The 24287-nt window shown below is 62.9% G+C and carries 25 protein-coding genes; 18 read left to right on the top strand and 7 right to left on the bottom strand.

Annotated features, from left to right (window positions below; genetic code table 11):
• The first annotated feature begins 72 nt into the window (after positions 1-72).
• The 3 genes from AC07VH_RS15570 to AC07VH_RS15580 are packed head-to-tail and all read left to right on the top strand — an operon-like array spanning position 73 to position 2267.
• On the top strand, positions 73-585 hold the full coding sequence (locus AC07VH_RS15570; RefSeq protein WP_489628627.1) for a hypothetical protein: 513 nt from the start codon (positions 73-75) through the stop codon (positions 583-585).
• Positions 575-1375 carry a hypothetical protein gene (locus AC07VH_RS15575; RefSeq protein ID WP_475417372.1) on the top strand — a complete coding sequence of 267 codons (801 nt, stop codon included), beginning with the start codon at positions 575-577 and terminating at the stop codon, positions 1373-1375. Before AC07VH_RS15570 ends, AC07VH_RS15575 begins: the two co-directional genes overlap by 11 nt.
• Before the next feature lie 19 nt (positions 1376-1394).
• Entirely contained in the window at positions 1395-2267 is an 873-nt protein-coding gene (locus tag AC07VH_RS15580) for a hypothetical protein (protein ID WP_494788356.1), read from the top strand.
• A 119-nt stretch (positions 2268-2386) separates the two neighbouring features.
• Here the strand turns inward: AC07VH_RS15580 and AC07VH_RS15585 are convergent, their stop codons facing one another.
• A complete protein-coding gene (locus tag AC07VH_RS15585) occupies positions 2387-3289 on the bottom strand; it encodes a LysR family transcriptional regulator (RefSeq protein WP_494788355.1) in 903 nt (300 codons plus the stop codon).
• Positions 3290-3392: 103 nt separating this feature from the next.
• Between AC07VH_RS15585 and AC07VH_RS15590 the strand changes: the two genes are divergently transcribed.
• Positions 3393-4667 (top strand): MFS transporter, encoded by a 1275-nt coding sequence (locus AC07VH_RS15590; RefSeq protein ID WP_494788354.1) that lies wholly within the window; start codon positions 3393-3395, stop codon positions 4665-4667.
• A 6-nt stretch (positions 4668-4673) separates the two neighbouring features.
• On the opposite strand, the gene AC07VH_RS15595 is transcribed toward AC07VH_RS15590, so the two are convergent.
• Positions 4674-5321, bottom strand: coding sequence for a hypothetical protein (locus AC07VH_RS15595; RefSeq protein WP_494788353.1), 648 nt, complete (start codon positions 5319-5321; stop codon positions 4674-4676).
• A gap of 164 nt (positions 5322-5485) precedes the next feature.
• Between AC07VH_RS15595 and AC07VH_RS15600 the strand changes: the two genes are divergently transcribed.
• Entirely contained in the window at positions 5486-5812 is a 327-nt protein-coding gene (locus tag AC07VH_RS15600) for a hypothetical protein (RefSeq protein WP_141171999.1), read from the top strand.
• Here the strand turns inward: AC07VH_RS15600 and AC07VH_RS15605 are convergent, their stop codons facing one another.
• Positions 5813-6655, bottom strand: a complete 843-nt coding sequence (locus tag AC07VH_RS15605; protein ID WP_475414296.1) for a LytR/AlgR family response regulator transcription factor — start codon at positions 6653-6655, stop codon at positions 5813-5815.
• On the bottom strand, positions 6652-7755 hold the full coding sequence (locus tag AC07VH_RS15610) for a sensor histidine kinase (RefSeq protein WP_475414297.1): 1104 nt from the start codon (positions 7753-7755) through the stop codon (positions 6652-6654). The genes AC07VH_RS15605 and AC07VH_RS15610 overlap by 4 nt, the downstream gene beginning before the upstream one ends.
• Positions 7756-7956: 201 nt before the next feature.
• On the opposite strand from AC07VH_RS15610, the gene ugpQ reads away from it, so the two are divergent.
• A complete protein-coding gene (gene ugpQ, locus AC07VH_RS15615) occupies positions 7957-8700 on the top strand; it encodes a glycerophosphodiester phosphodiesterase (protein WP_489628620.1) in 744 nt (247 codons plus the stop codon).
• Positions 8701-8863: 163 nt separating this feature from the next.
• Here ugpQ and AC07VH_RS15620 read toward each other — a convergent pair whose 3' ends face one another.
• Entirely contained in the window at positions 8864-10921 is a 2058-nt protein-coding gene (locus tag AC07VH_RS15620; protein ID WP_494788352.1) for a TonB-dependent receptor domain-containing protein, read from the bottom strand.
• A 157-nt stretch (positions 10922-11078) separates the two neighbouring features.
• Here AC07VH_RS15620 and AC07VH_RS15625 point away from each other — a divergent pair, with 157 nt between their 5' ends.
• From AC07VH_RS15625 to AC07VH_RS15650, 6 genes are all read left to right on the top strand, one after another.
• Complete coding sequence (locus AC07VH_RS15625) at positions 11079-11534, top strand: Fur family transcriptional regulator (RefSeq protein ID WP_475414300.1); 456 nt, start codon at positions 11079-11081, stop codon at positions 11532-11534.
• A 120-nt stretch (positions 11535-11654) separates the two neighbouring features.
• Positions 11655-14267: an alanine--tRNA ligase gene (alaS, locus tag AC07VH_RS15630; protein ID WP_494788351.1), complete on the top strand. Its 2613-nt coding sequence runs from the start codon at positions 11655-11657 to the stop codon at positions 14265-14267.
• Between the two features lie 237 nt (positions 14268-14504).
• Positions 14505-14732: a sulfurtransferase TusA family protein gene (locus AC07VH_RS15635; RefSeq protein WP_010395510.1), complete on the top strand. Its 228-nt coding sequence runs from the start codon at positions 14505-14507 to the stop codon at positions 14730-14732.
• 256 nt (positions 14733-14988) lie between these two features.
• A complete protein-coding gene (locus AC07VH_RS15640) occupies positions 14989-15738 on the top strand; it encodes an electron transfer flavoprotein subunit beta/FixA family protein (RefSeq protein WP_070221859.1) in 750 nt (249 codons plus the stop codon).
• 42 nt (positions 15739-15780) lie between these two features.
• Positions 15781-16713, top strand: coding sequence for an electron transfer flavoprotein subunit alpha/FixB family protein (locus tag AC07VH_RS15645; RefSeq protein WP_034781780.1), 933 nt, complete (start codon positions 15781-15783; stop codon positions 16711-16713).
• Positions 16714-16806: 93 nt separating this feature from the next.
• Positions 16807-18597 carry an acyl-CoA dehydrogenase gene (locus tag AC07VH_RS15650; protein WP_494788350.1) on the top strand — a complete coding sequence of 597 codons (1791 nt, stop codon included), beginning with the start codon at positions 16807-16809 and terminating at the stop codon, positions 18595-18597.
• A gap of 134 nt (positions 18598-18731) precedes the next feature.
• Here AC07VH_RS15650 and AC07VH_RS15655 read toward each other — a convergent pair whose 3' ends face one another.
• Together AC07VH_RS15655 and AC07VH_RS15660 are read right to left on the bottom strand one after the other, a co-directional pair.
• Positions 18732-19358 (bottom strand): glycine zipper 2TM domain-containing protein, encoded by a 627-nt coding sequence (locus AC07VH_RS15655; RefSeq protein WP_070221856.1) that lies wholly within the window; start codon positions 19356-19358, stop codon positions 18732-18734.
• A 136-nt stretch (positions 19359-19494) separates the two neighbouring features.
• On the bottom strand, positions 19495-19929 hold the full coding sequence (locus AC07VH_RS15660) for an NINE protein (RefSeq protein WP_475414304.1): 435 nt from the start codon (positions 19927-19929) through the stop codon (positions 19495-19497).
• A gap of 277 nt (positions 19930-20206) precedes the next feature.
• Here AC07VH_RS15660 and rpsP point away from each other — a divergent pair, with 277 nt between their 5' ends.
• The 6 genes from rpsP to AC07VH_RS15690 all read left to right on the top strand — a co-directional run bounded on the left by rpsP (position 20207) and on the right by AC07VH_RS15690 (position 24141).
• Entirely contained in the window at positions 20207-20458 is a 252-nt protein-coding gene (gene rpsP, locus AC07VH_RS15665) for a 30S ribosomal protein S16 (protein WP_076567307.1), read from the top strand.
• A 13-nt stretch (positions 20459-20471) separates the two neighbouring features.
• Entirely contained in the window at positions 20472-21029 is a 558-nt protein-coding gene (gene rimM / locus AC07VH_RS15670; protein ID WP_475414305.1) for a ribosome maturation factor RimM, read from the top strand.
• A 50-nt stretch (positions 21030-21079) separates the two neighbouring features.
• Positions 21080-21826 carry a tRNA (guanosine(37)-N1)-methyltransferase TrmD gene (gene trmD / locus AC07VH_RS15675; protein ID WP_489628617.1) on the top strand — a complete coding sequence of 249 codons (747 nt, stop codon included), beginning with the start codon at positions 21080-21082 and terminating at the stop codon, positions 21824-21826.
• 134 nt (positions 21827-21960) lie between these two features.
• Positions 21961-22344, top strand: a complete 384-nt coding sequence (rplS, locus tag AC07VH_RS15680; protein WP_035825414.1) for a 50S ribosomal protein L19 — start codon at positions 21961-21963, stop codon at positions 22342-22344.
• Between the two features lie 80 nt (positions 22345-22424).
• A complete protein-coding gene (locus AC07VH_RS15685) occupies positions 22425-23084 on the top strand; it encodes a CoA pyrophosphatase (RefSeq protein WP_099410619.1) in 660 nt (219 codons plus the stop codon).
• A 97-nt stretch (positions 23085-23181) separates the two neighbouring features.
• Positions 23182-24141 carry a CobD/CbiB family protein gene (locus AC07VH_RS15690; protein ID WP_475414306.1) on the top strand — a complete coding sequence of 320 codons (960 nt, stop codon included), beginning with the start codon at positions 23182-23184 and terminating at the stop codon, positions 24139-24141.
• Positions 24142-24287 lie beyond the last annotated feature (146 nt).

Here is a 24287-nt window from a genome sequence, read left to right on the forward strand (position 1 = left end):
TTTAAAAAACAACAAACAATGGTGCTTTTGCCTTTATGTAAAAGTACCAAGCATCACATTGGAAAGCACAGCATGAGAAGAGTACACCCTGAATTCGCGTACCAGTCGCGCGAGCTGGAAGGCCAGATCGAAGGCATCCTCGGCGACCCGCCGAACCGCAAGAACTACAAGAGCATGGTCGACGCGCTGGTCGGCGAGTACGCCAGCGGCGGCGGCATCGAAGACGTGAATATGCTGGCCTTCGCGCTGGTCGACCACATCACCTTCAGCGACCCGAAAGGCTTGCTGGCCGAAAGCGAAGACTACGAGTTCGGCGACCCGGCCCGCGTGTTTTCCATGGCTGCCTGCGCCGCGCCGGAAGCGGCGAAGATGTACGCCGCCATCGAAGAGAGCTTCCCCGACCTGGCGCGCCAGGCCATCATCACGGCCTTCCTGCACAAGAATCCGCGCCTGTGGGACGACGACGACCAGTCGCTCGACCAGCTGGCCGCCAATGACGACGGCGACGACGAGATTGATGAAGACGAAGCCACCGACGATTTCGCCCAGATGTTTGACCAGGATGGAGATGACCATGGCCGATAACAAGGATCAAAATGCGGATCAAAAAAGCAATCTGCCCGCGCTGACGAAGCAGGTCACGGAATTGGTGCTGTCCGGTTCGCTGGGCCACGCCGAGCAGGCGTTTGCCGATGCGGCCGACCAGTACGGTGATCTTGCCGTGGTGGAAGTGCTGAGCGCCATCCCGCCGCAAGTGACGGCCCTGCACCTGGCCGGCTTCGACGGCGGCAAGATGTCGCTGGCGACCCTGCTGGTGCCGCCCAAGGCCTGGGCCGACAGCCTGGCCTTCATCGCCGCCACCTGGAGCGACGACCAGATCGAGGACGATCCGGAGCGCATCGCCGAGTCGCTGTTCGCGCATATCCACGGCGTGGTGTTTTCCACCGACGACGCAGAGCGCCGCCGCGAGCTGCTGCTGGAAGCATCCGCCACCGACTGGGGCGCCACGGCGTTCGCCATTTTGTTTTCGATGGCGCCGAAGGAAATCCTCGAAGTGGCGGGCGAGATCGTCATCAAGGGACCGTACGTGACGGGCGTGACCTCGTCCGACAACGACGTCGTGCCGCTGGCCATCGAGCTGGCGCAAGCGAATGAAGACGGCTGGGACCGCTCGCTGTTTGAGCTGTTCCCCGACTTCCGCCACAGCGCCGACCTGGCCGACGCGGAATACTCGGACGACCCGGACGAAGAACCGACCATGTTGCAGCGCAGTACCAAGGAATTGCTGTACCGCCTGCGCAAGCAAGTGCCGAGCACGCGCAGCGCGCCGCGTTCCAGCACGCGCCGCAGCCTGGGCACGGGCATCTTCTCGTAATGAAAGCAGGGAATCACTAATGCTGCCAGCAATTGTTGTAGAGAATCTTCCGCGCCTGGTGCGCGCCATCAAGCTGTTGCCGGGTGACCCGCGCGAGGATGCGGCGCTGAACCTGGCCGACGAATTGACGGGCATCACGGCCATGGTGGCCGAGAAGTTCACGAATGAACGCACGGCCGACGGCATCCAGAAGGCGCTGTACCTGACGGTGGGCGGCGTGTCCTTGGGCCTGGAGCAGGCCGTCACGCATGAGGGCGATCAGGCCGCGCTCGACTTCCTCGTCGAGCACGGCGCCGAGCACGCGTTCCAGGTGGGTTTTCGCCTGATCAAGGACCTGTCGCAGCTGCCGGAAGACGCCCTCGTCGGCGAATACGACCAGGACCCCGTCTACCTTGCACGCCGTTTGCGCGAGCTGTTCATCGATATTTGCCAGGCCGACCCGAACCAGAACTGGGCCGGCTATGAAAAGTATGCGTTGCAGTTGCAACAGCGCAAGGAAGTGCAAGCCGTCGTGCGCCTGGCCGGCTGGCTGCGCCGCCACCACGACAACGGCCCCGTCAGCGACAGCGACTTGAATGCCGAGGGCGTCATCGCGCTGGCCATCATTTTCGCCATCGAAGGCGGCGGGCGCATCGTTGCGCGCACGGGGCAAAAGGAGTTCGAGCGTTTCGTGCGTTCCGTGCGCAAGAACAAGCCGGACTTCGAGGAAGGCTGGGCCGCCCTGGTGGCCAAGGTGCCCGTGCAGCATCACCCCGTGCTGCTCGACCGCATCGCCGCCTACCGCCGCAGCTGCACCGTGGTGCAGAAAATCCTCACGCGGGCCAGCATGAAGAGCTTGTTCGAGGACCTGGAAAACTACGCGGGTTCCGAGCTGGACGCGGATTATTCGTGATCGCTGGTGTCGGATTACGCCCTCCGGGCCTCGGCGGCCCCGCTAAGCCGACCTACGATGGCGTGTTCCGTAGGTCGGCTTAGCTGCGGCACAGCCGCAGCGTAAGCCGACACGCCGGCCTACGCTCCCCCTTCCAGCGCCGCTTCCTCGGCCAGCTTGACGAATGCCGCTACCAGCGGCGACGTCTCTTCTTCCCGTTGTGCAAGTAATAAACTGGTGCTCGCCTGCGGGTCGGCGATGGGGCGGTAGCACACGCCATCCATGCGGATACGGTCGAACGAGGCGGGCAGCACGGAAATGCCGCAGCCGGCCGCCACCAGGCCGATGATGGTCGACGCCTCGCCCGCTTCCTGCGCCACCTGGGGCACGAAGCCGGCCGCCTTGCACAGGCGGAAGATCTGCGGATAAATCCCCGTGCCCGCATCCCTGGGATACATGACAAAGCCTTCGCCCGCCATGTCGGCAATGGCGATGCTGTCCTTGGCCGCCAGCGCGTGGGCGACGGGCAGCACGAGGAACAGCGGGTCCTGGCGCAATTCCGTCAGACGGATGTCGTCCGGATACGTCGTTTCCGGCGGGCGCACGAAACCCAGGTCCATCGTCCGGCCCGAGATCGCTTCCAGCTGATGCAAGGTCGCCATTTCGTGCAAGGTCAAGGTGACGTGGGGAAACTGCTGGCGGTAGCGGTTGATGACGGTCGCGAAATACGGCGTGAACGGCGTGGAAAAGGTAAAGCCGATGCGCAACTCTCCCGCTTCGCCCCGCTGGGCCCGCCGCGCCGTCACGGCCGCCTGTTCCGACAGGGCCAGGATGCGCCGCGCATCGTCGAGAAACAACGCACCCGCTTGCGTCAGCCGCACGGAGCGCTTGTTGCGCTCGAACAACTGCGCACCGAGTTCCCTTTCCAGCGCCTGGATTTGCTGGCTCAGCGGCGGCTGGCCGATGTGCAGGCGTTCGGCCGCGCGCGTGAAGTGCAGCTCTTCGGCAACGGCGACAAAGTAACGCAGGTGGCGCAGTTCCATGTCAGTAATCGTTTTAAAGTATGAGTTGGGCCTTGAATATATATTGGACGATATGAGTTGGCAATCCTAAGATGAAGACTCGCTTCCTTTCCGAAACACGGCCATGTCTGATTCATCGCTCGCTTTTGCCCCCGCCACCCCTTCCGCCATTCCGGTTTCCGCTCCCGCTCCCCGCACGGCCATCGCCAAGGGATCCATCGAGTTCAAGCGCAGCAACCGCGCCCTGTTCTTCGGCGGCTTTTCCACCTTCAGCTTGCTGTACTGCATCCAGCCCCTGTTCCCGCTGCTGTCGCAGCAGTTTCATCTGACGCCCGCGCAAAGCAGCTGGTCGCTGTCCGTGTCCAGCGGCTTGCTGGCCATCTCCTTGGTGCTGCTGAGCGCCGTCTCGGACCGGGTGGGACGCAAGCCGCTGATGGTGGCGTCGATGTTTTCCGCCGCGATATTGACGATCTTGTCCGCCTTCGCCCAGGATTACGCGCAACTGCTGGCCATCCGCGCCGCGCTGGGCATCGCCTTGGGCGGCATGCCGGCCGTGGCCATGGCTTACCTGGGCGAGGAAATCGAGGGGCCGTCGCTGGGACTGTCGATGGGGCTATATATCGCCGGCAGCGCGTTCGGCGGTATGTCGGGGCGCTTGATCGCTTCCATGCTCAGCGATTTCCTCTCGTGGCGCTGGGCCCTGGGCGTGCTGGGCGTGGCCGGCGTGCTGGCGGCGGCGGAATTCTGGCGCAGCCTGCCCGCGTCGAAGAACTTCGTGCCCAGTACCAAGGGTTGGAACGCCTTGCCGCATGCCATCAAGCAGCATTTTTCGGATAAGGGCTTGCCGTGGCTGTTTTGCCTGGCGTTTCTGCTGATGGGCTGTTTCGTCAGCCTGTATAACTACATCGGCTACCGTTTGCTGGCCGCGCCGTTCAGCTTGCGCCAGAGTACGGTCGGCTTGCTGGCCTTTCTGTATCTGATCGGCATCTTCAGCTCCGTCTGGGCGGGCCGCCTGGTGGACCGGCTGGGCCGGCGGGGCGTGCTGTGGATCATGCTGTCGGTGATGCTGTCTGGCATTGTATTGACCCTGTTCGACTCGCTGCCGCTGATCGTCTTCGGCATGGCGCTGGCCACCTTCGGCTTCTTTGCCTCGCATTCGATCGCCAGCAGCTGGGTCAGCCGCCGCGCCCGCGCACCGCAGGCGCTGGCCTCGGCCTTCTATCTGCTGTTCTATTACCTGGGTTCCAGCCTGATCGGTTCCGCCTCGGGCATGATGTGGGGCTTCGACGGCTGGACGGGCGTCATCATCATGCTGGGACTGTGCCTGGGCGGCGGCGTGCTGATCGCCCTGCGCCTGCGTCACTTGCAGCCGCTGGGCGCGCGCGAAGCGGTGGGCTGAGCCCGGCTATTTGGGGCAGTTGCCGATCATCGTTTCCCCCTGCTTGCCCGCGCGCGTGGTCACGCACAAGGTGCCCAGCGCGCTGGTGATTTTATACGTGCGGCTGCCCCTGGCCTCATTCGCGCCCACCTCCTCGATTTTCGACGCCTCGTACCATTTCGGCGGCACGGCCGCGTAGGCCTCGGCAAACCCTTGCTGCATGCGTTTGAAGCCCGTGTCCTCCAGTTTTTGTTCTCCCCGCTGGGGGAATTCCTTGCGCAGCTCCCTGTCGATCTTGCCCACGTCGCGTTTGGCTTGCGCCAGGATGTCGGCGGCGCTCGGTGGCGCGACGAGCGTGATCGCTTCGGGCGTTGCCGGTGCTGGCGCCGGCTCGATGGCAGGTGGCGGCAAGGGGCGGCTGACGGGCGCGGGTATGGTTCGGCGCGGCACGCTTTCAGCGGCCGGTTTTGCGCTGGGCAAGGCTGCCGGCCTGGACGGCGCAGGGGCCGTGTGGCGCAGCCAGGCGATGGCCGGACCCTGCGGCAGGTTCTCGTCAGCGGCAAGGCGGGGGTGCGACTGCAGCACGACATAGGCCAGTCCCGCGTGCAGCAGGACGACCAGCAGCAGGCCGGGAGCGCGGCGGGGCAGGAGTGGCAGCGAGGTCATGGAGGGCATGGTGGTTCGGGTACGCCAATGTATCTGAAGGATTTGATCATTATCTAGAATGTCACAAGCGCTTACAAAAAAGTGCCTCATGGAAATTTCAATGCCATGGCCGCTGGCGGGGAACCCTGGACCGGCCTGACGATCCAACTCCAGATACCATGGGAGGACAGATCATGATGCAGGTAAAGGAAGTGGCACGGCGCTTTGGCGCCATCGAACACGCGATCGGCCAGGCGGCCCAGTTGTGCGGCAAGCAGCAGGGCATGCCGATGGATTTGAAGGATTGCATCAACCAGCTGGACCAGCAAAAGAGCGCCGTGCGGCAAGCCATCGACACGCAGGACGATGCGCGCATCCGGCAAGCCGTTGACCAGATGGAATCGCTGGGCGACCGCGCCAAGCGGGCGTGCGGCACGGCGTCCAGCGTGACGCCGGAAATGAAGAGCGCCGTGCTCAAGGTGCACGATGAACTGTCGGACCTGAAGCACCAGCTGCACTAGCTACATCTGCCGGAACAGATGGGCATATAAGGGGCTGACGCGCAGCTGCGCCGGATGCTGGCGCAGGGTCAGCGACAGCTTGCCCGCCTCGTCGCGCACGGCCGTGGCGATGGCGCTGGCATTGACGATGGTGCCCCGGTGGATTTGCCAGAACTGTTGCGGGTCCAGCTGGGGCAGGAGTTCCTTCAGGCTCGTGCGTATCAGCGCTTCGCTGTCCTGGCACACGACGTTGATGTATTTGTCCAGCGCCTCGAAATACACGACGTCGGCCAGGGCGATCATGCGCACGCTGTTGCCGACGGCCGCCCGTATCATGTGCAGGCGCGGGGCGGGCGGCACCATTGCCTGCAACTGGGCCAGCAGGCGGGTCAGGTTGTCGTCGCCGGTGGGCGCTGTGACGGCCGCCGTCACCGGCGCCGTCGTGGCTGCCGCTGGCGTTGCTGTCCCGCTGTCGCGCAAGCGCTGCCGCAGCCGTTCCACCGTCTTGCCCAGGCGCGCATCGTTGACGGGTTTTAAGACGTAGTCGGCGGCCGCGTGCTCGAAGGCGGCCAGCGCGTATTCATCGTAGGCGGTGACGAACACGATATGGGGGAAAGCGACGCCGTCCGGCCACTGCTCCGCCAGTTCCTCGGCCGCTTCCAGGCCCGTCTTGCCCGGCATCTTGATGTCGAGAAATAATATGTCGGGCTGCAGCGCCAGGCCTTGTTGCAAGGCTTCCACGCCATTGGCGCAGGTGGCAACGATGTCGAGTTCCGGCCACAGCCGGCGCAGGGCATGCGCGAGGGCGGCGGCGAGTATGGGTTCGTCTTCGGCGATCAGGGCGCGCGGGGTGGGGTTGCTCATGGCGTGGGGCTCGCGGTGGTGGGGTGAATGGGAAATCGCAGGCGGGCGACGACGCCTGCCGGGGTGTTGGCGGCCAGCGACAGGCTGGCGGCATCGCCATGCATGCCGTGCAGCCGTTCGCGGATGTTCGCCACGCCCAGCTGCGTGCCCTTGGTCTGGCCCGGATGGTCGAGGCCCAGGCCATCGTCGGCAACCGTCAGGATCAGCATGCCGTCGTCCGTGGACGCCTGCACGTGGATATGGCCGCCTTCGATCTTCGGTTCCAGGCCGTGCTGGATGGCATTTTCCACCAGCGGTTGCAGCAGCATGGGCGGCACCTTGATATCGCGCAAGGCCTCGGGCAAGTCCAGCGTGTAGCCCAGGCGCGCGCCCATGCGTATCGACATCAGGCCCAGGTAGGCTTGCATGAGGGAGAATTCTTGCTCCAGCGTAGTGGCGCCGGCGCGCGAGGATGAGAGGGTGGCGCGCAAATATTGGATCAGTTGATCGAGCAGCAGCTGGGCGCGGTCCGGATCAAAGCTGATCAGGCCCTGCAGGTTGGCCAGGGTGTTGAACAGCATGTGCGGTTCGATCTGCGCCTGCAGCAGTTGCAGCTGCGCCTGCATGGCCTGGCGCGCCACGGATTCGGCGCGGGCCTTTTCCTGGGCCGCCTCCATTTGCAGGCGGGCGATTTTTTCGCGGCTGCCAAAGAACAGGATGGCCGCTCCCGCCACCGCCAAGGTGAACACCGTCATGCCGACATTGCGTGACGACATGGAGACGGGCGCGGGAACGTCGATATTGGCCAGCCAGCCGAACAGCATGGTGCCGCCTACCTGTGCCACGGTGGCGCTGACGATGATGAGGGCAGTGAAGGGCAGTCTTGGGGGGCGGCGTCCCTCGCCCCACCAAGCCAGGCGGATGCCGTCGATGAGCAGGAAGGCGATGCCGCCTATGCACATGGATGCAAGCAGGTTGAGCCAGAAGCTTTGTCCGCCGCTCAGCACGAAGGTGATGAAGAGGGCGCACAGGACATTGAGCAGCAGCGCATAACGGGCATCGCCCAGAAGGCGTCGGTAGGGAAAGCCCGTCTTGCGGGGGGCGGTGTCGGTAGTGTGCATGCGGGACCGCTTTCGGGGGAGCGTTCGGGTTGGCAATGCGGCAATTATGGGCGGCTCTCCATGCGGGCGCAACGCCGTTGCGACGAAAGCGGGCGGAGACGGCGCCAATCGCATGATCGCGTCCTTTACATGGTGGCGCTTGCACGCGATGATGGCAAGACGTCCCCATTGAAAACCTCATCATGATAATAAAGGAACACCATGTGGCCCTATCCACGCACCCTGGCGCACCGCGGCGGCGGCACCCTGGCGCCTGAAAACACCCTGGCCGCCCTGCGCTGCGGCCTCGCCTACGGCTACCGCGCCGTGGAATTCGACGTCATGCTGGCGTCCGACGGCGTGCCCGTCGTCGTGCACGACCCCGAGCTGGGGCGTACCGTGGCCGGCAGCGGCCAGGTCAGCGATTACACGGCCGCGCAGCTGGGGGCCATGGAGGCGGGCGCCTGGTTCGGCCCGCAGTTTGCGGGCGAGGGCGTGCCCACGTTCGAGGCCGTGGCGGCGTATTGCAAGGCGCAGCGCATCTGGATGAATATCGAGATCAAGCCGGCGCCCGGCTTCGATGCGCAGACAGGCACGGCGGTGGCGCGGGCCACGCGCGATTATTTCGCAAAGGAAATTGCTGCAGGAGAATTACTGCCGCTGCTCTCGTCGTTCAGCATCGCCGCCCTGGAAGCGGCGCGCCAGGCGGCGCCGGAACTGGCGCGCGGCTGGCTGGTCGAACAGATACCGGACGACTGGGCGAACACGGCGCAGCAGCTGGAGGTGGTGGCGCTCCATTGCGATCACCAGCAACTGACGCGTGCGCTGGCGCGAGAGGTCAAGGGGGCGGGATTGGGGCTGTTCTGCTACACCGTCAACACGCCCGAACGGGCCAGCGAACTGCTGGCCTGGGGCGTGGATGGATTTTGCACGGACAGGATAGATTTGATCGGAGCGACGGAATAATGCGATGCATACTCAGTGGAAATCCGGGGTCAGTCCCTTCGGGAGTGGAATTTTCCCCATTGGAAAAAATTCCCCCGGACGGGTCTGACCCCGGCAGTTGTCCGGACCATGGTGTTGTCGGCTTACGCGCTTGCGCGCTAAGCCGACCTACGTTTCAAGCGGCTTAGAAAGTCACGCGCACGCCTGCCGTAATATTACGCCCCGTCAACGGCGCCGCATTCTTGATGAACGAGGTGTGGCTGTACGCCAGTTCATTCGTCAGGTTGTTCGCCTTGATGTAGAACTGGGCCGGCGTGGTGCCGATGCGCGTGTCGTAGTTGGCGGACAGGTTCAGCATGTTGTAGCCCGGGGTTGCCGTCTCGAACGCGGCGACCTTGTTTTGCTTGCCCACGCGGTAGAACTCGGCGACGCCGCTCCACGCCTGCCAGTTGGCGTCCACCTTCACGCCGACGCGCTGGGCGGGGATGCGCGGCAAGTTGCCACCGCCGTCGGCCAGCTTGGCCCGCACGTAATCGCCGAACACGCTGGCGCCGAACATGGGGTTCAATTGCTGACGGACTTGCCCTTCCACGCCCGTGAACGTGGCGTCGCGCTGGGCGTACTGGATCAGCTGGAAACCTTCGTGGCTGTCCAGGGTGCTGCCGAAGATGTAGTTGTCGACCTTGTTGCGGTAGGCGCTGGCCGAGAAGGTCGTGGCGCCCGCGTATTTGCGCAAGGTCAAGTCGATATTGTTCGACGTTTCCTTGCCCAGGTTTTGATTGCCCAGTTCATACGTGGCCGTGGCCATGTGCACGCCGTGCGCATACAGTTCCTCGGCGCTGGGTAAACGATGCGTGCGGGAAATGGTCGAACCGAGCGAGTACTGGGGAGCGAATTTCCACACGGCGCCCAGCGAGACCGACGTGCCCTTGGCGCTGCGGTCCTGCAGGGTGGCGCTGTCGACCGTGATGTCTTGCCATTCATGGCGCAAGCCCGCTTCGAAGCGCCATTGGTCGAGCTTGTATTCTTCCACCAGGAAGGCCGCGTGTTTCTTCGTTACCGTCGGCGCCACGTAGGCTTCCTCGCCCAGGGCCGAGAAATCGCGCTTCGACGTTTGCAGGCCCACCACGCCGCGCCAGCCGAAGACGGGATGGTGTTCCATCTCCAGGCGCGCGTCGTGACCCTTGTTTTTAAATGTGGTGGCGATTTCCGTGCCTTCGATTTCATCGTGCTTGTAATCGGTGAACGCGGCGCGCAGGCGCAGCTTGGAGAAGCCGGGCACGGGATCGCGCAATTCGCCGCGCACGTCCCAGCGCTCGCTCTTCAGTTTCACGTAGGGCACGCTTTCGTGTTCATGCTCGTGCTCATGTTCGTCTTCGTCGCCATGGCCGTGGCCTTCATGGCCGCCGCAATGCAGGTGGGTGCCGTGCGGGTGGCAACTTTCGAATTCGTGGTTGTGGCCAGGCAAGCCGTATTCCGCGTGCTGGCTGGTGAAGGCCAGGCCCAGGAAACCGCGTTGACCCACCCACGACACGCCCACGCTGCCCGTGTCCGTCTTGTTGTAGCTGCCGGCCACCTTCGAGCCGCCTTCCCAGCCGCTGCCGACCTTGTATTCCTTCGCGTCGCGCTTGACGCCTTCCGCGTGGAAGGCGATGTTGCCGGAGCCGCCAGTCACTTCAAAGGCGCCCGCCTTTTCGCGCGCGGCCGAGTTGGCGCGCACTTCCGCGCTGCCTTCGAAACCTTTCGCCGGCACGCGCGTGGGGATTTTCTTGTCGATCACGTTGACGACGCCGCCGACGGCGCCGCCGCCGTAGGCCAGCGCGGACGGGCCGCGCAAGACTTCAATCTGTTCCGACAGCATCGGTTCGGCCGCGACGGCATGGTCGGGGCTGATGGTCGAGGCATCCTGCACTTCGGCGCCGTCCGACAGCACCTTGACGCGCGGGCCATCCATGCCGCGGATGATGGGGCGGCTGGCGCCGGCGCCGAAATGGCTGGACGTGATGCCGGGCTGGCCCGCCAGGGTTTCGCCCAGGGTCGCTTCGCGGGCGCGTACCAGTGCCTCGCCTTCCAGCACGGTCACGGGGGTGCTCATGTCGTCGCTGCCCAGGGCCAGGGCGCTGGCCGAGACGGTGACGGCGGGTAAGGTTGTCGTCTGCTGCGCCAGGGCGCCGGCGGGAGCGGCAAAGGCCAGCATGATGGCCAGCGCGAGGGGAGTGGGTTGGTGAGGACGGACGGACATGGGCAAGGTTCCTTATCGGCTATCGGTGTTGGCAGGGTTGGGGCAGCGCGTGAAAAGGAAATAGCCTGCCCTAAGATGATAATGATAACCCATTATCATTACTGTGTGACAGTTTTTCCGGACGGTAGATATAGTCGGATGGTGTATTCTGTCGGCTATGGAACGCACAACACGTCAAAAAACCGCTATTCAAGCCGCCATCGAGTCGGCCCAGCGCCCCCTGTCGGCGCAGGAAATCCTCGAACAGGCCAGCTTGCAAGTGACGCAGCTGGGCATCGCCACCGTCTACCGCAACCTGAAATCGCTGGTGCTGGAAGAAAAAGTGCACGTGGTGACCTTGCCGGGCGAAAACCCGCGCTACGAGTCGAACACGGCCGCCAATCACCACCACCACCATTTCCAGTGCACCACCTGCCAGCGCGTGTTCGACGTGCATGATTGCCCGGGCGACTTGAAGCGCATGGCGCCGCAAGGCTTTGTCGTCGAACGCCACGAATTGACCCTGTACGGCCGCTGCGCCGACTGCAATGCCGCCACTGCCGTTGCGGCGGGCGCCGCGACCAAGGTTATACCCGCCCCGCACGCCTGCGCCGGCAGCCACGATCCGGCCTGAACGGGCAGGCTCGCATCTGTGGGCAGGCTTGCAACAATGCCCGTGCCCGCCGTCAATGCCGCACCCCATATCACGTATAATCTTCCCTTTAAAGCTGCCGCCACTCTTTGCCAAAAAAACATGAAATCATCTGAAATCCGCGACAAGTTCCTCAAATTTTTCGAATCCAAGGGCCATTCCATCGTCCGTTCCAGTTCCCTGGTGCCAGGCAACGATCCGACCTTGCTGTTGACGAACAGCGGCATGGTGCAATTCAAGGATGTGTTTACGGGCACGGACAGCCGTCCGTACACGCGCGCCACCTCGGTGCAGCGCTGCGTGCGCGCCGGCGGCAAGCACAACGACCTGGAAAACGTCGGCTACACGGCGCGCCACCATACCTTCTTTGAAATGCTGGGCAACTTCAGCTTCGGCGACTATTTCAAGCGCGACGCGATCCAGTACGCATGGGAACTGTTGACCAAGGTGTACGGCTTGCCGGCTGACAAGTTGACGGTCACCGTCTACATCGAGGATGACGAGGCGTACGACATCTGGGCCAAGGAAATCGGCGTGCCCGTCGAGCGCATCATCCGCATCGGCGACAACAAGGGTTCGCGCTACGCGTCCGACAATTTCTGGCAGATGGCTGATACGGGCCCATGCGGCCCATGCACGGAAATCTTCTACGACCACGGCGCCGACATTCCTGGCGGCCCGCCGGGCTCGCCTGACGAAGACGGCGACCGCTTCATCGAAATCTGGAACCTGGTGTTCATGCAGTTCAACCGCGACGAAGCGGGCGTCATGCACAAGCTGCCGAAGCCATGCGTCGACACGGGCATGGGCATGGAGCGCCTGGCCGCCGTGCTGCAGCACGTGCATTCGAACTATGAAATCGACCTGTTCCAGCACCTGATCAAGGCTGCCGCGCGCGAAACGGGCGCCACCGACCTGGAAAACAAGTCGCTGCGCGTGATCGCCGACCACATCCGCTCCGCCGCCTTCATGATTGTCGACGGCATCATTCCGGGCAGCGAAGGCCGCGCCTACGTGTTGCGCCGCATCATCCGCCGCGCCCTGCGCCATGGCCACAAGCTGGGCCAGACGAAACCGTTCTTCTACAAGCTGGTGGCCGATCTGGCCATCGAGATGGGCGGCGCCTATCCGGAGCTGGAAGAGGCGAAAGAAAACGTCGCCAACATGCTCAAGGCCGAGGAAGAGCGTTTCGGCGAAACCCTGGAAACGGGCATGAAAGTGCTGGAAGCGCAACTGGCCAAGGATGCCACCGGCATCGACGGCGCCACCGCTTTTACTTTGTACGAAACCTACGGCTTCCCGCCGGACCTGACGGCCGACATCTGCCGCGAACGCGACATCACGTTCGACCAGGTGGGCTACGATGCGGCCCTGAAGGAAAGCCAGGAGCTGTCGCGCAAGGGCGGCAAGACGCACAAGGACAGCAAGGTCGAGTACACGGGCGAGAAAAACACCTTCGTCGGCTACGACCAGTTGACGTTCAGCAGCAAGGTCGTCGCGCTGTACGCGGCCGGCACGCCGGTGCAGGAGCTGAAGGCGGGCCAGGACGGTATCGTCGTGCTCGACACCACGCCGTTCTACGCGGAATCGGGCGGCCAGGTGGGCGACCAGGGCGTGATCGCCTCGGGCGCAGGCAGCTTTGCCGTCAGCGATACCCTGAAAATCCAGGCCGACGTGTTCGGCCACCACGGCATGCTGGAATCGGGCGTGCTGAAGGTGGGCGACGCCGTCTCGGCCGAAGTCGACACGGCCAAGCGCGCGCGCACGATCCGCAACCACTCGGCCACGCACTTGATGCACAAGGCCTTGCGCGAAGTGCTGGGCAGTCACGTGGCGCAAAAGGGCTCGCTGGTCGATCCGGACAAAACCCGCTTCGACTTCAGCCACAATGCGCCAATGACGGTCGAGCAGATCGCCGCCGTGGAAACGATCGTCAACAAGGAGATCCTGGAAAACCGCGCCACGCAAGCCCATTTGATGTCGTTTGACGACGCCGTCAAGCATGGCGCGATGGCCTTGTTCGGCGAGAAGTACGGCGACGAAGTGCGCGTGCTCGACATCGGCAGCTCGAAAGAGCTGTGCGGCGGCGTCCACGTGCAGCGCACGGGCGATATCGGCCTGTTCAAGATCATCGGCGAAAGCGGCGTGGCCGCCGGCATCCGCCGCGTGGAAGCGGTGACGGGCGAGGGCGCGCTGGCGCTGGTGCAAACCATCAACCGCCGCCTGGTCGAAGCGGCCAGCGCCCTGAAGGCGCAGCCGGAAGAATTGACGGCCCGCATCGTCCAGGTGCAGGAACACGTGAAGGCGCTGGAGAAGGAACTGGCCGCGCTGAAATCGAAACTGGCCTCGGGCCAGGGCGATGAGCTGGTCACGCAAGCCGTCGATGTCAACGGCATCAAGGTGCTGGCCGCCGTGCTGGACGGCGCCGACGTGGCCCGTTTGCGCGAAACCATGGACAAGCTGAAGGACAAGCTGAAGACGGCCGCCATCGTGCTGGCCAGCGTGGCGGACGGCAAGGTCAGCCTGATCGCCGGCGTGACGGCGGACGCGACTGGCAAGGTCAAGGCGGGCGAGCTGGTGAACTTCGTTGCACAGCAAGTGGGCGGAAAAGGCGGCGGACGCCCCGATATGGCGCAGGCCGGCGGCACCGATCCGAGCGGCCTGGCGAACGCCCTGGCCGGTGTGCCGGCCTGGGTCGGCGAACGCGCGAAATAAGGCGTAAGCTAGAGGGCATGCGGGGTTTTCGCCCCACAGCCCCTTGAAAACGGCCCGCAGACGATGTTTGCGGGCCGTTTTGCCGTGTGGAATCTCGTTGTGACACCACAACAGCCGATGAACTATTTTGGTGCAGCGCGTCAATGCCCCTGATTTAGAGTAGTATGTCGAAAATCAGTACAACAAAACAATGGTGGGATATTGATGATGAGCGACACACTACTTGATACCGAGATTATGGAATTTCACAAAGAACTCGACGCGCGGGGCTTGAATTGCCCGTTGCCGATTCTGAAGGCGAAAAAGGCTTTGTCAGAGCTGCAGAGCGGGGAAGTGCTGCGCATCATGGCAACCGATCCCGGTTCCGTGCGCGACTTCCAGGCTTTCGCCAAGCAAACGGGCAATGCCCTGCTGTCGCACGTGCAGACGGGCACCGAATTCGTCTTCCTGATGCAACGTAAATAATTCTGCCGGCCGGGGCCGCCGTGGCGCGGCCTGCCTGATACCTTGCCGTGTGCGTGACTTTTGCGTTCTTTTGCTGCCCTGCAGCGTAGCGGCGGACTCCCCTGAAATCCCCGAAGCTGCACAGTTTAGATGGATTGCTCTAACAAAAAATCGCACGATCGTGCTTAAATTCGGTTCAGGATTCAAATTTCTCTTATAATCGAACGCACAATCAGCACTTGATCCGTCATTTTTATAATTTCCCAAAGGCATAGCTATGAAAGTCTTGGTACCCGTCAAACGCGTGGTCGACTATAACGTCAAAGTCCGCGTCAAGAGTGACGGCACTGGCGTCGATACCGCCAACGTCAAAATGTCGATGAACCCTTTCGATGAGATCGCGCTGGAAGAAGCGATGCGCCTGAAAGAGGCCGGCAAGGTCACTGAAGTGGTCGCCATCTCCTGCGGCGTGACGCAGTGCCAGGAAACCCTGCGCACGGCCATGGCCATCGGCGCCGACCGCGGCATCCTGGTGGAAACGACGACCGACCTGGAACCGCTGGCCGTCGCCAAGCTGGTGAAATCCCTGGCCGAGAAAGAACAGCCGCAACTGATCATCCTGGGCAAGCAGGCGATCGATGACGACAGCAACCAGACCGGCCAGATGCTCGCTGCCCTGCTGGGTTGGCCGCAAGCCACGTTCGCTTCGAAAGTCGTGCTGGAAGACGGCAAAGTCACCGTCACGCGCGAAGTCGACGGCGGCCTGGAAACCCTGGCATTGACCTTGCCAGCGATCATCACCACCGACCTGCGCCTGAACGAGCCACGCTATGTGACCTTGCCGAACATCATGAAGGCAAAGAAAAAGCCGCTCGAGACCGTCAAGCCGGAAGATCTGGGCGTCGATGTCGCGCCACGCCTGAAGACCCTGAAAGTCGTCGAGCCAGCCAAGCGCTCGGCCGGCATCAAGGTGCCGGACGTCGCCACCCTGGTCGCCAAGCTGCGTACCGAAGCCAAAGTCATCTAAGCGCGGCCTCGCCGTTTATCCAGAACAATTACAGGACACATCATGGTCGCATTAGTTATTGCTGAACACGACAACGCTACCTTAAAGGGCAGCACCCACCACACCGTGACCGCGGCTGCCCAGTGCGGCGGCGACGTGCACGTACTGGTCGCAGGTTCGAACGCCTCGGCTGCCGCCGCTGCCGCCGCGCAAATCGCCGGCGTGACGAAAGTCATCGTGGCCGACGCGCCCTATTTTGCCGACGGCCTGGCCGAAAATGTGGCCGAGCAAGTGCTGGCCATCGCCGGCAACTACAGCCACATCCTGGCGCCAGCCACCGCCTACGGCAAGAACATCCTGCCGCGCGTGGCCGCCAAGCTGGACGTGGCGCAAATCTCGGAAATCACCAAGGTCGACTCGCCTGACACCTTCGAGCGCCCGATCTACGCCGGTAACGCGATTGCTACCGTGCAATCTGGCGACAAGATCAAGGTCATCACCGTGCGCACTACCGGTTTCGACGCCGCTGCCGCCACCGGCGGTTCGGCTGCCACCGAAACCGTCGCCGCCGTCGCCGACAATGGCAAGTCCGCCTTCGTGGGCCGCGAACTGGCCAAGTCCGACCGTCCTGAACTGACCGCCGCGAAAATCATCGTGTCGGGCGGCCGTGGCATGGGTTCGGCCGAGAACTTCCACATCCTGGAACCGCTGGCCGACAAGCTGGGCGCTGCCATGGGCGCCTCGCGCGCCGCCGTCGACGCCGGCTTCGTGCCGAACGACTGGCAAGTGGGCCAGACGGGCAAGATCGTCGCGCCATCGCTGTACATCGCCGTCGGCATCTCGGGCGCGATCCAGCATCTGGCCGGCATGAAAGACTCGAAGACCATCGTCGCCATCAACAAGGATCCGGAAGCACCGATCTTTGCCGTGGCCGACTACGGCATCGTGGGCGATCTGTTCGAGATCGTGCCGCAACTGGTCAAAGAACTGGGCTAAGTCGTACCCACATTCGGTTTTGTATATTGCAAAGCCACGCCGGCCCGCCCCACACGGCGAGCCGCGCGTGGCTTTTTTCTTGGAGAAAAGAAGATGAGCTATCAAGCCCCGCTGAAAGACATGTTGTTCGTGATGAACGAACTGGCCGGCCTGGCCGAAATCCATACTTTACCCGGCTGTGAAGACGCCACGCCCGACACGGCCGAAGCCGTGCTGGAAGAGAACGCCAAGTTCTGCGGCGGCGTGGTGGCCCCCTTGAACGGCCCCAGCGACAAGGAACCGAGCTTCTGGCACGACGGCCAGGTCACCACCTCGAAAGGCTTCAAGGAAGCCTTCAAGGCGTATGGCGAAGCGGGCTGGCAGGGCGTGCAGCATCCGACGGAGTTCGGCGGCCAGGGCTTGCCCAAGCTGCTGGCCACGCCGTGCATCGAAATGCTCAATTCGGCCAGCATCTCGTTCGCCCTGGTGGCCCTGCTGTCGGACGGCGCCATCGAGGCGCTGCTGACGGCCGGCAGCGACGAACAGAAAACCACCTATTTGGAAAACCTGGTGTCCGGCAAGTGGACGGGCACCATGAATCTGACCGAGCCGCAGGCGGGTTCCGACCTGGCCGCCGTGCGCACGCGCGCCGTGCCGCAGGGCGACGGCACCTATAAAGTGTTCGGCACGAAGATTTTCATCACGTACGGTGAACACGACATGGCGGAAAACATCATCCACCTGGTGCTGGCCCGCACGCCGGACGCGCCGGCCGGCGTGAAAGGCATTTCGCTGTTCATCGTGCCGAAGTTCCTCGTCAACGCCGATGGCAGCCTGGGCGCGCGCAATGACGCGCACTGCGTGTCCATCGAGCACAAACTCGGCATCAAGGCCAGCCCGACTGCCGTGCTGCAGTTCGGCGACCACGGCGGCGCCATCGGCACCCTGGTGGGCGAGGAAAACCGCGGCCTCGAATACATGTTCATCATGATGAACGCGGCCCGCTTCGGCGTGGGCCTGCAGGGCATCGGCCTGGCCGAGCGTGCCTACCAGCAGGCCGTGGCGTTCGCCAAGGACCGCGTGCAGTCGCGCGACCTGGCCGGTTCCGCCGGTCCGGTCTCCATCATCCACCACCCGGACGTGCGCCGCATGCTGATGTCCATGCGCTCGCAGACGGAGGCGGCGCGCGCGCTGGCCTACGTGGGCGCGGCCATCAGCGACGTGGCACACCACCATCCGGACGCCGAGGTGCGCGCGGAAAGCCTGGCGACGTATGAATACCTGGTGCCCGTGATCAAGGGCTGGGCCACGGAAATGTCGCAGGACGTCACGCGCGACGGCGTGCAAGTGCATGGCGGCATGGGTTTCATCGAAGAGACGGGCGCCGCCCAGCATTACCGCGACGCCAAGATCCTGACGATCTACGAAGGCACGACGGCCATCCAGGCGAACGACCTTGTGGGCCGCAAGACGGTGCGCGACGGCGGCGCCGTGGCGAAAGCCATGATCGCCCAGGTGCGCGCCACGGAAGCCCAGCTGGGCGAGCTCTCCGGCGCCGACTTCCAGGCCATGCAGCGTCACCTGGCCGAAGGCAGCGCCGCGCTGGAAGCCGTGGTCGAGTATGTGGTGGCGAACATGAAGACGGACATCAGGGCCGTGTTCGCGGGCAGCGTGCCCTACCTGAAGCTGGCCGGCATTGTGCTGGGTGGCTGGCAAATGGCCCGCGCGGCCATCGTGGCGCAGCAAAAGCTGGGAGAGGGCAGCGGCGACGCTTCGTTCTATAAGGCAAAGATCGCCACGGCCCGCTTCTTTGCCGACCACATCCTGTCGCAGGCCCCCGGCTTGCGCGCCACCATCATCGACGGCAGCGCCGGCGTGATGGCGCTGTCGGAAGAGCAGTTTTAAGTTGAAACCGTGCCGGCGGGAGCCGGCTGAAGGCAAAAAAGCGCTGGAGACTACTCTCCAGCGCTTTTTTTAACCACAAAGACAAATGCTGGGGTCAGACCCGCCGGGTCTGACCCCAGATTTACTCTGCGTTCCTAGCGGCGGGCGATGCCGTTGCCGGAATTGCGTACCAGATCGCCGGCCGCCAGGCCAGGGTCCTGGTCAAACGCGAAATCGGCCTTGGCGCCCGTTTCGTATTGCACGGTGACGGTCCATGTCTTGGCGTTCTTCATGTGGCCTTCGACTTGCTTGCCCGCGTAGGCGCCGCCGGCGGCACCGGCCAGGGTGGCCAGGTCCTTGCCGCGTCCGCCGCCCACCTGGCGGCCCAGCAGGGCGCCGGCCACGCCGCCGCCGATCATGCCCAGCGCGCCGCCTTCACCCGCTTTTTCAGTGACGTTGACTGCCAGCACCTTGCCGCAATCGGCGCAAATCTGGTGCTGCGGCTGCTTGGAAGGCTGGCTGGCGTAGGAATTGCCCGCTTTTTGCGCGGCCTTGGCGTTGATGATCGCCTGGTCGTATTCGCCCTTGGCGTCGCGCAGGCATTGCATGCGGGCTTTCGAGCTGCTTTCTTCTGCGCACAATTTCTTGTCGTCCGCGTAGCGCGTGTTCGCCTGTTTCGTGTCGTACGCGTATTGCGCCTTCGGCGACAGGTTTTGCGCGAAGGCGGAGGTGCTGAACAGCGCCGTGACGGCGACTGCGAGGATGAGTGGGCGACGAATCATGATCTTCTCCTAGGGGGTGTTAAATGTGCCAGTAATGTCGGCATTGTGAATGCAGTATAGAGGAAAATCATGATTGCTTACCAACACTTACATGTGCGTGCGGCGGGGGCTCTCTGATGCCATTCCCACACGGAAATTAACCGTAGGCGCCGCCCGTATACAGCAAGTCGAACAGGCGCGCCATGGTGGCGATCAGCACGCCTGCGCCTAGCATCAAGGTAGCGACCAGCACCACGGCCAGCGGCCAGCCCGTGTCCGACAGGCGGCCTGATGCGGCGTTGTAGCGGGCATCCCACTTGTCGTCCGGCATCAGGCCCAGGACCAGCGCTTCCAGGAAGCCGCCCAGGGCGGACAGGGTCAGCGGCAATATCTGGTAAAACCAGTCGGCCTCGGGAAACAGCTGGTGCAGCAGTACGCTGGCGGGCAGGGCGGTCAGGTGTAGCCAGCCCCAGCGGTCTTTGGCGCCGTGCAGGTAGAAGCGGTGCGCGCCCAGTGTGCCCAGCAAAAAGGCCAGCAAGGTGGTGAATGCCTTGTTCTTGTGCGACTGTTGCAAAATGGTAGCGGTGGTCATGGGACTCCAGAGTTGCTCATCAGTAAAGATTGCCAGTATCGGCCATTGCCTCGCGCAACGATAGCACTTTCCTGTGGCGTTTATGCAATGATTTCGCGTGAGTTCACGCCATGGCCGGCACGATAGGCGCAGACGCCTATTGCGTCTTCGGTCATGACTGGTCATAATGTTTGATTAGCCCAAATTACACGCCCGTCATCATAACGCTTGCTGCCTGGCGGTAAAGCGCGCTATAATTTGCGGCTTTTTCCGCCTCAGCACACTTTTTGGAAATATTATGGTCGTTATTCGTTTAGCTCGTGGAGGCGCCAAGAAGCGCCCGTTCTTCAACATCGTCGCTACTGATTCGCGCAATCGCCGCGATGGTCGCTTCATTGAGCGTATCGGTTTTTACAACCCGATGGCGCAAGGTGGCGAAGTTCCACTGCGTATCACCGCAGACCGTCTGGCCTACTGGCAAGGCGTTGGCGCACAATTGTCGCCAACCGTTGCTCGTCTGGTTGCCAGCAACGGCAAAGCAGCAGCTTAATTAGATCACTGGTTTGACGGTCAAGACTGCATCCGGGGTGAAAGTCCCCGATGACCTGGTACAGGTAGGCTATGTCTCCGGTGCCTATGGCATTGCTGGCGGGGTCAGGATCACTCCTTTCTCCGACGATGCGGATGCATTATTAAGCGTCAAAACCTGGTGGTTTGATAAACCGACCTTGCATGATGTTCAAGTCAGGCAAGCGAAGTTACACGGCGGCGACGTCGTGGCCCAGCTGGTGGGTGTGGTCGGGCGGGATGCCGCAGAAGCGCTGAAAGGCGTCTCTGTGCAAATTCCGCGTAGCCATTTCCCGACGCTGTCGGCCGATGAATTTTATTGGTCCGATCTGATCGGACTGACAGTCGAGAATTTGCAAGGCGAGTGCCTCGGCACCGTGCACGACATGATGAGCAATGGTCCGCAGTCGATCTTGCGCGTTACGCCCGTCGCCACTGCCGATGAGACCGTTGAAAAGGCGCCTGAGCGCCTGATCCCGTTTGTTGGCCAGTTTGTCATTCACGTTGACAAGGCTGCCAGCAAGATCACGGTCGACTGGGGCCTCGATTATTAAACCGCCTGCGCATAACTTTGCGCCGGGCAAACGTTGCAGGATGGTGAACGATGCAATTTGATGTCGTGACCCTGTTCCCGGAAATGTTTGCCGCGCTGACGCAGTCGGGTGTGACCCGGCGCGCCTTCGAGCAGGGGAAATGTGGCTTGTCTTTGTGGAATCCCCGTGATTTCACGACCGACAATCACCGCACCGTGGATGACCGCCCGTATGGCGGCGGCCCCGGCATGGTGATGATGGCCCGTCCCCTCGAAGCGACAATTAATGCCGCGAAGCAACGTCAGACCGAACTGGGACTGGCGGCGCCCCGCGTGGTGTTCATGTCGCCGCAAGGCCGTCCGCTGACGCATGCGCGCGTCACGCAGCTGAAAGCCGAACCTGGTTTGGTGATCCTGTGCGGCCGCTATGAAGCCGTGGACCAGCGTTTGCTGGACCGGTGCGTCGACGAGGAAATCAGCATGGGCGACTTCGTCCTGTCGGGCGGTGAATTGCCCGCCATGGCGCTGATGGATGCGGTGATTCGCCTGTTGCCTGGTGTCTTGAACACGGAGGCATCGGCCATCGAGGACAGCTTCGTCAATGGCTTGCTCGATTCGCCGCACTATACGCGGCCGGAAACATATGAAGGCATGGCTGTGCCGCCCGTCTTGATGGGGGGTAATCATGCCGAGATCGTCAAGTGGCGCCGCCAGCGCATGCTGGAAGCGACCGCGACAAAGCGGCCTGACCTGCTGGTCAGTGCGCGCGCCGCCGGCTTGCTCAGCAAGGCCGATGAAAAATTCCTGGCCAGCCTGTAAGCCGTCTCCGGACGGCAAGCAGGGTGGCCTTGCAGTGCCGGGCATGTTGCCCAAATTGGTAATACCCATCCTCTACCGGGCGGATAGTACGCTATCCACAGTGCGCCGGCATGATGGTTTTCGGAGTTATAAAAATGGACTTGATTCAACAATTAGAGCAAGAAGAGATCGCCCGTCTGGGTAAATCGATTCCTGACTTCGCACCAGGCGATACCGTTATCGTCAGCGTCAACGTAGTCGAAGGCACGCGCAAGCGCGCCCAGGCTTACGAAGGCGTCGTTATCTCCCGTCGTAACCGTGGCCTGAACTCGAACTTCATCGTTCGCAAGATCTCGTCCGGCGAAGGCGTCGAGCGTACGTTCCAACTGTACTCGCCGCTGATCGCTTCGATCGAAGTGAAACGCCGTGGTGATGTTCGCCGCGCCAAGCTGTACTATCTGCGTGAGCGTTCGGGTAAATCGGCGCGTATCAAAGAAAAATTGCCAAACCGCCGCGTTGTGGCGAAAGCAAGCGCGTAATATCAGCGTCTGCGTTGGGAAAAGGGGTACCGTATTGGTGCCCCTTTTTTTATTTAGAATTGCTAATGGGACAAGCTGCCATGGCCACCATCGCATTTGATCCAAAACAACTCGCCATCGATTCGATCGCCGGCGAGGCGGCGCTGGACGCCGTGCGCCTGACGCCGGACTGGCTGCGCCAGCGCCTGGCCGAACAGCCGGACTGGCAGCCCGAGATCACCCAGGATTTCCTCTCCGCCCGCGCCGTGCCCGTGCGCGCCGCCGTCCTCATTCCCCTGGTGCAACGCCCACAGGGCTTGACCATCTTGCTGACCATGCGCACGGACCACCTGAGCAGCCATGCGGGCCAGGTCAGCTTTCCCGGCGGGCGCAGCGAGCCGTTCGATGGCTCGCCCGTGGCCACGGCCCTGCGCGAAACGGAAGAAGAAGTGGGCCTGGCGCGCGAGCATATCGAAGTGCTGGGCTGCCTGCCCGACTACCTGACGGGCACCGGCTACCAGGTCAAGCCCGTGGTGGGCCTTGTGACGCCGCCGTTCGAACTGCGCGCCGACCCGTCGGAAGTGGCGGAAATCTTCGAGGTGCCGCTGGCTTTCCTCATGGATGGCATCAACCATCAGCGCCTGTCGGTGGAATTGCCCGGCGGACGGCGCTCGTTCTACGCCATGCCTTACGAGCGCTTCTATATTTGGGGCGCCACGGCCGGCATGCTGCGCAATCTGTTTCACCTGCTGCGCGCGTAAAATGGCGCCGCGCACGTAATAAGTTTGATTCCAGCACGGCACTGCGCTATCGTAGCGGGCATTGCGGTATTGCTGAAAAAGACAAAAAGGACGTTTGATGACATTTCTCTCCATACTTTGCGCATTGCTGATCGAGCAGCTCAAACCTTTGCGCGCGGATAATCCCATCTACGCCGAAATCAAGAGCCTGGCAATGCGCATGGAGACCTGGTTCAATGCCGGCCACGCCAGTCATGGCCGCATGGGCTGGTTCCTCATGATCGGCGCGCTGATGGTGCCGACGGCGGGCGTGTACTGGATCTTGCTCCACTACCAGCTGACCCTGCTGGCCTTTGCCTGGAACGTCCTCATCGTCTACCTGACCCTGGGCTTTCGCCATTACAGCCATTACTTCACATCGATCCAGCTGGCCCTGAGCGCCGGCGACGAAGCGACGGCCCGCACCTTGCTGGCCGATTGGACCAAGCTCGACACGGTGGGCATGGAAGCGAGCGAAATCGCCCGCATCGCCGTGGAAAAAGCCCTCGTCACCACGCACCGCAACGTGTTTGGCGTGTTCTTCTGGTTCCTCATGCCGCTGGGCCCTGCCTGCGCCGTGATGTACCGCGTCGCCGAATACCTGGCGCGCGCCTGGAACGAACCCGAGCACATGCGCAATGAAGCATTCGGCCAGTTCGCCGCGCGCGCCTTTTACTGGATCGACTGGATCCCCGTGCGCCTGACGGCCGTCGCGTTTGCCGTGGTCGGCAATTTCGAGGACGCCATCTACGCCTGGCGCAATTTCGCCCAGCGCTGGCAGGACGAGGCCATCGGCATCATCCTGACGGCCGGCGGCGGCGCCATGGGCGTGCGCCTGGGCACGCCAGCGGAAACGGCCGCGCGCGTGATGGTCACGCCCGACATGGCCGTCGATGACAGCGACAGCGAAAGCGATATCCTGCCCGGCGAAGAGCCGGGCGCGCGCGCCTTGCAGAGCACGGTGGGCCTCGTGTGGCGCGCCTTGCTGCTGTGGATGCTGTTGCTGCTGTTGATGTCGGGCGCCGTTTTCCTCGGCTGATGCGGGCGCACACGCGCCATCCATGCGCCTTGCGCGTGGAACAAGGTTAAAATAGGGGCTGGCGCGCAAGGCGTGCCGGCCCCTGTTTGCATCGCCAGGACAGATCGAGGTAGAACCCAAGTCTTCTATAAGATATAATACTGGCT

Source organism: Janthinobacterium sp. GW821-FHT03C10 (genome assembly GCF_059420865.1).

What these genes read in the sequence shown, in the direction of transcription:
- AC07VH_RS15570 (WP_489628627.1), top strand. Translation starts at nt 73, where the DNA reads ATGAGAAGAGTACACCCTGAATTCGCGTACCAGTCGCGCGAGCTGGAA.
- AC07VH_RS15575 (WP_475417372.1), top strand. Translation starts at nt 575, where the DNA reads ATGGCCGATAACAAGGATCAAAATGCGGATCAAAAAAGCAATCTGCCC.
- AC07VH_RS15580 (WP_494788356.1), top strand. Translation starts at nt 1,395, where the DNA reads ATGCTGCCAGCAATTGTTGTAGAGAATCTTCCGCGCCTGGTGCGCGCC.
- AC07VH_RS15585 (WP_494788355.1), bottom strand. Translation starts at nt 3,289, where the DNA reads ATGGAACTGCGCCACCTGCGTTACTTTGTCGCCGTTGCCGAAGAGCTG.
- AC07VH_RS15590 (WP_494788354.1), top strand. Translation starts at nt 3,393, where the DNA reads ATGTCTGATTCATCGCTCGCTTTTGCCCCCGCCACCCCTTCCGCCATT.
- AC07VH_RS15595 (WP_494788353.1), bottom strand. Translation starts at nt 5,321, where the DNA reads ATGCCCTCCATGACCTCGCTGCCACTCCTGCCCCGCCGCGCTCCCGGC.
- AC07VH_RS15600 (WP_141171999.1), top strand. Translation starts at nt 5,486, where the DNA reads ATGATGCAGGTAAAGGAAGTGGCACGGCGCTTTGGCGCCATCGAACAC.
- AC07VH_RS15605 (WP_475414296.1), bottom strand. Translation starts at nt 6,655, where the DNA reads ATGAGCAACCCCACCCCGCGCGCCCTGATCGCCGAAGACGAACCCATA.
- AC07VH_RS15610 (WP_475414297.1), bottom strand. Translation starts at nt 7,755, where the DNA reads ATGCACACTACCGACACCGCCCCCCGCAAGACGGGCTTTCCCTACCGA.
- ugpQ (WP_489628620.1), top strand. Translation starts at nt 7,957, where the DNA reads ATGTGGCCCTATCCACGCACCCTGGCGCACCGCGGCGGCGGCACCCTG.
- AC07VH_RS15620 (WP_494788352.1), bottom strand. Translation starts at nt 10,921, where the DNA reads ATGTCCGTCCGTCCTCACCAACCCACTCCCCTCGCGCTGGCCATCATG.
- AC07VH_RS15625 (WP_475414300.1), top strand. Translation starts at nt 11,079, where the DNA reads ATGGAACGCACAACACGTCAAAAAACCGCTATTCAAGCCGCCATCGAG.
- alaS (WP_494788351.1), top strand. Translation starts at nt 11,655, where the DNA reads ATGAAATCATCTGAAATCCGCGACAAGTTCCTCAAATTTTTCGAATCC.
- AC07VH_RS15635 (WP_010395510.1), top strand. Translation starts at nt 14,505, where the DNA reads ATGGAATTTCACAAAGAACTCGACGCGCGGGGCTTGAATTGCCCGTTG.
- AC07VH_RS15640 (WP_070221859.1), top strand. Translation starts at nt 14,989, where the DNA reads ATGAAAGTCTTGGTACCCGTCAAACGCGTGGTCGACTATAACGTCAAA.
- AC07VH_RS15645 (WP_034781780.1), top strand. Translation starts at nt 15,781, where the DNA reads ATGGTCGCATTAGTTATTGCTGAACACGACAACGCTACCTTAAAGGGC.
- AC07VH_RS15650 (WP_494788350.1), top strand. Translation starts at nt 16,807, where the DNA reads ATGAGCTATCAAGCCCCGCTGAAAGACATGTTGTTCGTGATGAACGAA.
- AC07VH_RS15655 (WP_070221856.1), bottom strand. Translation starts at nt 19,358, where the DNA reads ATGATTCGTCGCCCACTCATCCTCGCAGTCGCCGTCACGGCGCTGTTC.
- AC07VH_RS15660 (WP_475414304.1), bottom strand. Translation starts at nt 19,929, where the DNA reads ATGACCACCGCTACCATTTTGCAACAGTCGCACAAGAACAAGGCATTC.
- rpsP (WP_076567307.1), top strand. Translation starts at nt 20,207, where the DNA reads ATGGTCGTTATTCGTTTAGCTCGTGGAGGCGCCAAGAAGCGCCCGTTC.
- trmD (WP_489628617.1), top strand. Translation starts at nt 21,080, where the DNA reads ATGCAATTTGATGTCGTGACCCTGTTCCCGGAAATGTTTGCCGCGCTG.
- rplS (WP_035825414.1), top strand. Translation starts at nt 21,961, where the DNA reads ATGGACTTGATTCAACAATTAGAGCAAGAAGAGATCGCCCGTCTGGGT.
- AC07VH_RS15685 (WP_099410619.1), top strand. Translation starts at nt 22,425, where the DNA reads ATGGCCACCATCGCATTTGATCCAAAACAACTCGCCATCGATTCGATC.
- AC07VH_RS15690 (WP_475414306.1), top strand. Translation starts at nt 23,182, where the DNA reads ATGACATTTCTCTCCATACTTTGCGCATTGCTGATCGAGCAGCTCAAA.